Consider the following 8,623-nt stretch of genomic DNA (forward strand, 5'->3'; position numbering starts at 1 on the left):
ACTACTTTGCCCCGCTCACTGTGACACAGATTCTCTGCATCATTCTGGGGATAGCCGCGTTCTGGGCCATGCAAGTGCTTGCTTCGGAGAGGTCCTGGGGAAAGCACGTCTCGACCGGAGCGTAGACCATGGAGACCAGGTCATTCCGTCCGGGCCCTTGGGATGACCAGGTTCGTCTGGACGCATATCTCGCGAAGGAGCATGCAGCTCCTTCGCGTTCCTTTCTTCGCCGGCTGATAGACCAGGGTATGGTGAGGGTGAACGGTCGGCACGAGAAGGCCTCCTATCGGGTCCGGCCTGGGGACTTGATCAGTGTGTCGATCCCTCAGCCGGAGCCCGAGACGGTCGAGCCTGAGGAGATCGACTTGGACATCATCTATGAAGACGCAGGTCTTCTCGTGCTGAACAAGCCCAGGGGCATGGTGGTACACCCGGGTGCGGGCAGGCACAGTGGGACCCTTGTAAACGCCCTTCTTGCAAGGTGCAAAGACCTCTCCGGCATCGGAGGTGTCGTCCGGCCTGGAATAGTGCACAGGCTAGACCGGGACACGTCCGGGGTCATGGTGGTGGCCAAGAACGATTCTGTGCATCTCAGGCTTGCGGCCGACCTCGCGTCGAGAAAGGTCACCAGAGAGTATGTGGCCATTGTCCGTGGCAACATCTCAGAGGACGACGGCGTCATCGATGCGCCCATCGGCCGTCACCCGGTGGACAGAAAGCGCCAGGCGGTGCGTGCGGACGGAAGGCGCGCGGTAACCCGGTTTCATGTAGAACAGAGGTTCGGAGACTACACTCTGGTTCGCGTGGTCCTTGAGACTGGGCGAACACATCAGATACGCGTCCATATGCAGTACATAGGCCGCCCGGTGGCTGGAGACCCAATCTACGGTGGTGTGCGTGGGGAACTAGGGCTGCACGCTCAGGCGCTCCACGCCGAATCCCTGGAGTTCACCCATCCCGAAACTGGAGATCGAAAGAGATTCGAGGCTCCGATGCCGGAAGACATGAAGTCCGCCCTCGCCAAGTTGCGTGCGCGGCGGAAAGGGGGATCCCAATGATCGACAGGTACAGTTACCCTAAGATGAAAGCGCTCTGGACAGAAGAGTCCAAGCTGGATGTCTGGCTCAGGATCGAGATTCTTGCGGCCGAGGCCTGGGCCAAATTGGGCAGAGTGCCGGAGGAGGCAGTTTCCGAGATCCGCAATCGGGCCGGCTTCGACTTGGCCAGGGTCAGGGAGATAGAGGAGACCGTCAACCACGACGTCATAGCTTTCCTCACCGCAGTCGCGGAGAGGGTGGGTGAGAGCTCCAAGTACATACACCTCGGCATGACCTCCTCCGACGTGGTCGACACGGCCTTCGCCTTCCTGATGAAGCAGGCAGCGAATGAGCTCATTGAAGATGTGGACACGCTGATCGAAGCGGTGAGAGAGAAAGCCGCTGAACACAAGTACACCCCAATGATCGGCCGCACTCACGGAGTCCACGCTGAGCCCATGACCTTCGGACTCAAACTTCTGGTGTGGCTTGGGGAACTTGAGCGGGCCAGGGATCGCCTTGTCAGGGCGGGGGAGGTCATAGGCGTCGGCAAAATCTCAGGAGCAGTGGGGACTTACGCAAATGTGCCGCCGGAGATAGAGGCCTATGTCTGCGCCCAACTCGGCCTTGTGCCAGCCAAAGCGTCATCGCAGATTCTCCAGAGGGATAGACACGCCGAGTATCTTGCTGAAATCGCCGTAGTGGGGGGGTCCTTGGAGAAGTTCGCCACCGAGGTCCGCGCGTTGCAGCGCACTGAGGTCGCCGAGGCGGCCGAACCCTTTGGGAAAGGACAGAAAGGCTCGTCCGCAATGCCCCACAAGAGGAACCCGATCCTCTGTGAGCGGATCGCCGGGCTCGCTCGCATTCTACGGGGGAATGCCCAGGCAGGGATGGAGAACATTTCACTCTGGCACGAACGGGACATAAGCCATTCGTCGGTTGAGCGGGTGATAGTCCCGGATTCCACCATACTTCTGGACTACATGTTGAGGAAGTTCACGTGGGTTGTGCAGAATATGAGCGTAAACCGAGAGCGGATGGCGGCGAACTTGGAGATGACCCGGGGTCTGATCTTCTCGGGATCAGTCCTCCTAGCGCTGGTCGACGCCGGATTGCTCCGGGAAAAGGCCTACGAGATCGTGCAGGGAGCCGCCATGAAGGCCTGGGCGGAAGGTTTGGACTTCAGAGAACTCATTCGAAACCATCCTGACGTCGTGGCTCGCGTCGACCCGGATATCCTGGACCGGTGCTTTGATCCAAGATCTGCTCTTGCCCACATCGATGCGGTCTTCGCCCGTTTTGGGCTCTGATCGACCGGCTCAAGTGAGGTGGGAGGGGGTGCACGACGGGTTCTGGCGCGGCAGGCGGGCCCAGAGCCACGGGGCTAGATGGTGATGCGGGCAGGGGTCCTGGAATGTGGTGTATGAGGCTTAGGCTTGGGCTGTCCGTGCTCGCGGCAGTTCTCCTCGCGGTTCTCCTTGGACTGGCCCTGCGCTTGCCGGGTGGCCGGGATGGGGGCGGAGCTGTCCTCGCGGTCTCAGACGCGGCGGTGAGACGTGTGGCATCGGAGGCGGTCGAGACCAGGATAACTCTGGCCGCGGCCGGCGACACCATGTTCGACCGCGGGGTGAAGGCTCAGACAGCCGCGCACGGGCCAGGTTACCCTTTCAGTGCCACGTCCGATATCCTCTCCAGGGCGGACATCTGCTTCCTGAACCTCGAGACTAGCCTGAGCACCAGCGGCAGTCCGATTCCGGGGAAGGGCATATGGTTCAGATCTGACCCATCCTTCGCAAATGAGCTCCTCCGGGCGGGTGTGGACGTGATCTCCCTTGCAAACAATCACATTCTCGACTACGATGACCCTGCACTCCTCGACACCATGCGAGTCCTGGCAGCCTCGGGGATCAGGGCCGTAGGCGCCGGCGCGGACCTGGCTGCGGCGAGAAGGGGCGCCGTCATCTCGTCTCGGGGCATCTCAGTTGCCTTTCTGGCCTACTGCGAACTCGCCTACATCTTCTGGTCCTATTCCTACCCAAAATGGTTCGCGGCCGGCAGGGATCGTCCCGGCGTCGCGCCCATGGATGAGCAGTTGATCCTGGAGGATGTTAGACGGGCGAAGCGGAATGCCGACCATGTGGTCGTTTCTTTTCACTGGGGTGACGAGTACGTTCAGATTCCCTCTGACCGGCAGATCCGCCTGGCCCAGCTCGTGGCTGAGGCCGGCGCCAGCGTCGTGCTAGGGCATCACCCGCACGTGCTGCAGCCCATAGAAGTGTACCGCGGGGCGGTGATCTTCTACTCCCTGGGCAACTTCATCTTCGACCAGCGAAAACCTCTGACAGTGGACAGCATGATAGCCCTTGTGACTCTGGCGCGTGACAGGGTCGTCTCTTGTGAGTTCATACCGTGCAGAATAGAGAACTGCTGCCCTCGCCCGCTCAACTCGAACAGGGCGAGGGCGGCTATCAGGGATATGGCCAGGTTATCGTCTCGGAGGTCCACCGTGGTCTGGGCATCAGGAGACAGGGGCAGAGTCCTGATCCCTCCCGGGGAGAGCCGTGCTAAGTCCGAGCGCGCGTTGAAGCTCCTCCCTTGACGGAGTCACCCATACGGTCCTGTGGTTGTCGTATATGACCATCCCGGGTTTGGCTCCCCGAGGCTTGCGTACGTGCCGCCGGTCGGTGTAATCCACCGCCACTTTGGATGACATCCGCGCCCGGCTGTAATAGGCCGCGAGGAGCGCGGCGGCGTAGATGGTCTCGTCCGGGACCGGCTGGCCCGGTCGGCGCCTGATGACCACATGGGATCCAGGAACATCCTTGGCGTGCAGCCACAGGTCAGCGTCCCGAGCTAGCTTCCCGGTGAGGTGGTCGTTCTGTAGGTTGTTCCTGCCCACATATATGTCGTGCCCCGTGGCGTCCTGGTAATGGGCGGGCATTGCAGCCTTAGCCGCCCCAGGTGGGCCGGAGCGGCCTTGATGGGCCTGGCTTCTTCTGCGTGCCCCGGTCTGCTCTTGCCTCACGTACCCCAAAGCGCGGAGCTCCTCCCTTATACCCCCCAGGTCAGCGGGGGACTCCGCCATGTCAAGCGCCGCCCTGACACTCTCCAGATAAGCAAGCTCATCTCTGGTTGCCTCGACGTTGGCGGCCACCGTCTGCTGGGCGCGCCTGGCACGGGCGTACCGGAGAAAGTACGCCTGTGCGTTTTCCGAAGCGGTGAGGGCGGGATCAACTTCCACCCTGGTCTCAGTCAGTCCGGGGTCGTAGTAGTCGACCACCGTCACGCTCTCCTTCCCGAGCGGACCCGTCCCCAGGGCGTGAAGGTTCGCCGTGAGCAGGTCGCCCGCCCTCTTGATGGATGACGCGTCTGAAGCCGCGAGCAACTCGGCTTCCTGCGTCGCAAGCTTCCTTTGAGATCGGGCGATCAACGTGGAGACCTCCCGCGCCAGCATACGCCTTTCGCCGTCGAGCCTCTCCAGAAGCTCTGCCCTGGAGAACACGTGGGCCAGCATCGAGCTGGGGCTGGGATACGGCTTGATCTCACATGACCCGGCTAGGTGTGACAGCCCAACGACAGAGAGAGCGACAGGCTTGCCGGACGACCGGTCAAAGGCGGCGGCCGGCTCGAACTCGCCTGCGCGAACCCTCTGCATCACGCCGCGGAATGACTCCCACAGCCGCGAGAGCTCAGGACCTGTGAGTCCCACCGCTGCCCGGGTCGAGTCTATGCCGGCACGAAACGCCAGCTCCGCCGCGGTTGCCGGGCTGAACCCCGCGAAAGTCGCTGAAAGCGCGTCTGAGACTGAGTCACGTGCATGCCCCCCATCGGCCCTCGCGCGAAGCGAGTACCGCTCGAGCCCTGCGAGAAATGCATCTTCCTCTACGCCCAACGGGTTCAGCTTCTCGAGAGGAGGGGGAGAGATGTAGGGGAGGCCGGGGAGTATCTGCCTGTACCGGTTGAGTGACTCGTCCACTCTGCGCGCGGCATCCAGGATTGTGCCTGAGGCATCCACCAGGATGATGTTGCTCCTCTTGCCCATGACCTCCACGATGACTCGTTTGTGCTGCGATTCATCTTCGTCCGCCCACCCTGTGACCTCTACTTCCACGACACGCTCGAGCCCGGCCTGGGTAATGCCGACGATCCGGCCGCCAACCAGGTACTTGCGGAGGATCATGCAGAACGGGGGAGGTTCGGGAAGGCTGGACGGCTGCGAGGCGACGGCGTGGATGCGTGCCGAATGGGGAGAGGCGGAGATGATGACCATTCCGGCCTTGCCTCTTCCCACGTGCAACAAGACGGAATCGCGGGACGGCGACTGGATCCGGTCGATCCTCGCGCCCGCGAAGGTCCCGTGAATCTCGCGGACCACTGCCGAGAGAGTTATCCCGTCAACCTGCATTGGTAGGACCCCCTTGCTGAATGAGCGCCCGCAACCGTTCAACTGGGCCGAGGCGGCCCGGAGCGGCAGCCGGCACCGTCGAGTCCCGAGTAGGAGTATAGCCGCGTCATTGCCGCGAGTCAACCAGGCCCGGGCGCGTGTGCCCGGGTGGATCCAGGATCCGCCGACCGGGAACCGCCGTGCAAGCCGCGGATCGTCCGCGATCGGGAGTCCTCGGTTGCCCACAGGACCTGCACGAGATGCGAACTTGATGATGACCCGTGGAGAGAACACAGACTCGCTGTTGCGCCGTTATTGGCTTTATGGTAATATAGCCATGAATGTCTGGCCAGAGAGACCGGAGGTAGATAGGCAGGGAGGATACGGGCGCAGGATCTCAAGGCCGAAGACTGGCTGAATGATGTTGCTGATTCCGCCGTAGGCCTGGTTGAACCCGCAATGGAAGCATGCTCGATATCTCCTGGGCAGACCATGGCCTGGGATGGGCAGACACGGGAGTGACCACGTTGTTCACGAAGGTTCTTTATGTAGTCTCTGCGTTTTTCCTGGCCGTCTCACTGTGGAGAGACAAGGACAGAACCTGGCTGGCACTGATGAAGGCGCTGAAGGCCTTTCTGACCCTGTTGCCTGATTTATCGGTCGTGCTCGGGCTGGTGGGGCTCATCCTGACATTCCTATCGCCGGATTTCGTGGCCGGTCTGATTGGCGCCGAGACAGGTCTGTTCGGGATGCTGATCACGTCGGTCGTGGGGGCGGTCACTCTGATGCCTGGGTTCGTGGCTTTTCCCCTCGCCAAATCGCTTCTTGATAGAGGCGCTGGCATAATGCAGGTTACGGTCTTCGTGTCGACACTGATGATGGTCGGGTTTGTGACCGCCCCTCTCGAGACCAGGTATTTCAACAAGCGGATCACTCTGCTCCGCAACGGACTCGCCTATCTGTTCTCATTTGCGGCTGCGGCGGTGGTTGGGATGGTGGTCTCATGAACATACAGACCGATAGGAAAGCTCAACGAAGGAGTCTCTTCTGGACCTACAGGTACTTCATTATAATCCTCGGCGTCGATGCCTTCATTCTGGCTGCGCGTCCAGTCACCGGCGGCCTGGTGTTGCGTAACACACTCGTCAATTTCCGCGAGATGCTTGCAGTCATCCCGCCCATTTTCATCCTGCTGGGGCTGATGGATGTGTGGGTGCCCAGGGAGAGAATAATCCGGTTGCTGGGCGAGGGCTCAGGGATCCTCGGAGTCCTTCTCAGCATACTACTGGGGGCAGCCGCAGCAGGTCCATTGTATGCTGCGTTTCCGGCGGCGGGAGTCATGGTGCGCAAAGGTGCGAAGCTCTCCAATGTAATGATCTTCCTCGGGGCTTGGTCTACGCTCAAGATCCCCATGTTCCTTTTCGAGATGTCTGCGCTCGGAGCTCGATTCGCGGTCACCCGTTGGCTTGTGAGTGTTGTCGGGATCCTGCTCATGACCCAGATCATCCTCAGATTTGTACCTGAGAGTGACAGGGACGCCATATACCGCAAGCACGCGGGCGAAGCCGGATCCGGTTTCTGATCGCCGCGAAATTGTCTCTTGCGGCTTACATGGTAATATGGTAATATAGCCATAAAGGTGATGAGGTGACATGCTCACGGACAAGATCGAAAGGCGCGTTTCTGTGTTCAAGGCGCTTGCGCACGAGACACGCGTCAGGATCGCAGAGATCCTGGCCGAAGAGGGAGAGAAGTGTGTCTGCGAGCTTGTCGAGCGCCTGGGCTTTGACCAGTCAACGATCTCGAAGCATCTGAGTGTGCTCAAGAATGCCGGGGTTGTTGCCCCTAGGAAAGATGGCCTCAATGTCTGGTACCGTCTGGAGGCCCAGTGCGTTCACCAGCTCATTAAGTGCATAGATAACATGGACCAGCACGGTTCGACGGAAGTGTCGGCGGACTGTCTTCTCGTGGAGGACAGTCCGTCCATGACTATCAAGGAGTGACCTCATGTGAAAGAGCTGAAGGCGTTTTCACTATTAGTAGGAGTATTCCTAATTGCATACTTCGCACCTCTCAGCAGTCCCCGTGTACAGAGTGCTGTGCTCGAGGCTCTGCACATGCTTCAAGAGTACGCTCGTGAGCACGTCTTGTTCTGCCTTGTTCCAGCATTCTTCATAGCGGGAGCGATGCAGAACTTCATATCCGCCAAGTCCGTAATGAGGTACCTGGGCAAAGGGGCAAAACAGTGGCTCGCCTACGCGGTGGCCTCAGTTTCCGGCGCGATTCTGGCGGTGTGTTCGTGCACCGTGCTGCCTCTCTTCATGGGCATCTACAAGAAGGGAGCCGGCTTGGGACCAGCGACGGCTTTTCTCTACTCAGGTCCGGCCATCAATGTACTCGCGATAATCCTCACGGCCCGGGTGCTTGGATGGCAGATCGGAGTCGCGAGGGCGGTGGGCGCCGTGGTGTTCTCGATTGTAATCGGGCTCATCATGGCAGCCATATTCAGAGACGAAGAATCGGAACGCCAGAAGGGCTTCGCGTCGGCGCCGGTAGAAACGGGCGGCCGCACACTCGGACAGACCACCGTGTACTTCGCCACGCTGGTGGGGATTCTGGTTTTCGCCGCGTGGGGCAAGCCTTCTGAACCGATAGGGGTCTTCTTCGCGGTCTGGCGGATCAAGTGGTACCTGACCTTCGCACTCTTGGGCTTCCTGGCTTACCAGGCTATGACCTGGTTCAACCGGGAGGAGCTTACGCAGTGGAGAGACTCCACGTGGAGCTTCGCGAAGCAGGTTCTGCCGTTGCTGTTCGGTGGCGTGCTCCTCGCCGGGTTACTCACCGGCCGGCCCGGAGTGGACGCCGGGCTCATCCCTTCCCAGTATGTGGCCAGGGTCGTGGGAGGCAACTCTCTTTCGGCCAATTTCATCGCATCGATCTCCGGCGCGGTGATGTACTTTGCGACCCTGACTGAGATCCCGATCATCCAAGGGTTGCTGGGGTCCGGGATGGGGCAGGGACCCGCATTGGCGTTGCTGCTGGCTGGGCCTGCGCTGAGCCTGCCGAGCATGCTGGTTATCAACTCAACACTCGGACCCAAGAAGACAGCGACGTATGTTGCTCTGGTTGTGGTGATGGCGACGATCAGCGGATTCATATTCGGGACGATCACTGGGTGAGCCTGCAGAAGAAGATCTGAAGC

The 8,623-nt window shown here is 60.5% G+C and carries 8 protein-coding genes; 7 read left to right on the forward strand and 1 reads right to left on the reverse strand.

Annotation, left to right across the window (positions count from 1 at the left end; genetic code table 11):
- The first annotated feature begins 128 nt into the window (after positions 1–128).
- The 3 genes from NUW23_13835 (at position 129) to NUW23_13845 (ending at position 3,636) form a co-directional block, all read left to right on the forward strand.
- Positions 129–1,058, forward strand: coding sequence for an RluA family pseudouridine synthase (locus NUW23_13835; protein MCR4427241.1), 930 nt, complete (start codon positions 129–131; stop codon positions 1,056–1,058).
- A complete protein-coding gene (gene purB, locus NUW23_13840; GenBank protein MCR4427242.1) occupies positions 1,055–2,347 on the forward strand; it encodes an adenylosuccinate lyase in 1,293 nt (430 codons plus the stop codon). The genes NUW23_13835 and purB overlap by 4 nt, the downstream gene beginning before the upstream one ends.
- Before the next feature lie 113 nt (positions 2,348–2,460).
- Positions 2,461–3,636, forward strand: coding sequence for a CapA family protein (locus NUW23_13845; protein MCR4427243.1), 1,176 nt, complete (start codon positions 2,461–2,463; stop codon positions 3,634–3,636).
- Here NUW23_13845 and NUW23_13850 read toward each other — a convergent pair.
- Entirely contained in the window at positions 3,556–5,442 is a 1,887-nt protein-coding gene (locus NUW23_13850) for an NFACT family protein (protein ID MCR4427244.1), read from the reverse strand. The two genes, NUW23_13845 and NUW23_13850, sit on opposite strands and share 81 nt — an antisense overlap.
- Before the next feature lie 506 nt (positions 5,443–5,948).
- On the opposite strand from NUW23_13850, the gene NUW23_13855 reads away from it, so the two are divergent.
- From NUW23_13855 to NUW23_13870, 4 genes are all read left to right on the forward strand, one after another.
- Positions 5,949–6,428, forward strand: coding sequence for a permease (locus tag NUW23_13855; protein ID MCR4427245.1), 480 nt, complete (start codon positions 5,949–5,951; stop codon positions 6,426–6,428).
- On the forward strand, positions 6,425–7,003 hold the full coding sequence (locus tag NUW23_13860; protein MCR4427246.1) for a permease: 579 nt from the start codon (positions 6,425–6,427) through the stop codon (positions 7,001–7,003). Before NUW23_13855 ends, NUW23_13860 begins: the two co-directional genes overlap by 4 nt.
- A gap of 70 nt (positions 7,004–7,073) precedes the next feature.
- On the forward strand, positions 7,074–7,424 hold the full coding sequence (locus NUW23_13865) for a metalloregulator ArsR/SmtB family transcription factor (GenBank protein ID MCR4427247.1): 351 nt from the start codon (positions 7,074–7,076) through the stop codon (positions 7,422–7,424).
- Positions 7,425–7,430: 6 nt separating this feature from the next.
- Complete coding sequence (locus NUW23_13870; GenBank protein MCR4427248.1) at positions 7,431–8,600, forward strand: permease; 1,170 nt, start codon at positions 7,431–7,433, stop codon at positions 8,598–8,600.
- Positions 8,601–8,623: the final 23 nt, after the last annotated feature.

The organism is Bacillota bacterium (assembly GCA_024655925.1).
Lineage (GTDB): Bacteria > Bacillota > DTU025 > DTU025 > JANLFS01 > JANLFS01.

Bases quoted from the DNA above. Each gene is read 5' to 3' on its own strand.
- purB (MCR4427242.1), top strand. From the start codon at position 1,055: ATGATCGACAGGTACAGTTACCCTAAGATGAAAGCGCTCTGGACAGAA.
- NUW23_13845 (MCR4427243.1), top strand. From the start codon at position 2,461: ATGAGGCTTAGGCTTGGGCTGTCCGTGCTCGCGGCAGTTCTCCTCGCG.
- NUW23_13850 (MCR4427244.1), bottom strand. From the start codon at position 5,442: ATGCAGGTTGACGGGATAACTCTCTCGGCAGTGGTCCGCGAGATTCAC.
- NUW23_13865 (MCR4427247.1), top strand. From the start codon at position 7,074: ATGCTCACGGACAAGATCGAAAGGCGCGTTTCTGTGTTCAAGGCGCTT.
- NUW23_13860 (MCR4427246.1), top strand. From the start codon at position 6,425: ATGAACATACAGACCGATAGGAAAGCTCAACGAAGGAGTCTCTTCTGG.
- NUW23_13835 (MCR4427241.1), top strand. From the start codon at position 129: ATGGAGACCAGGTCATTCCGTCCGGGCCCTTGGGATGACCAGGTTCGT.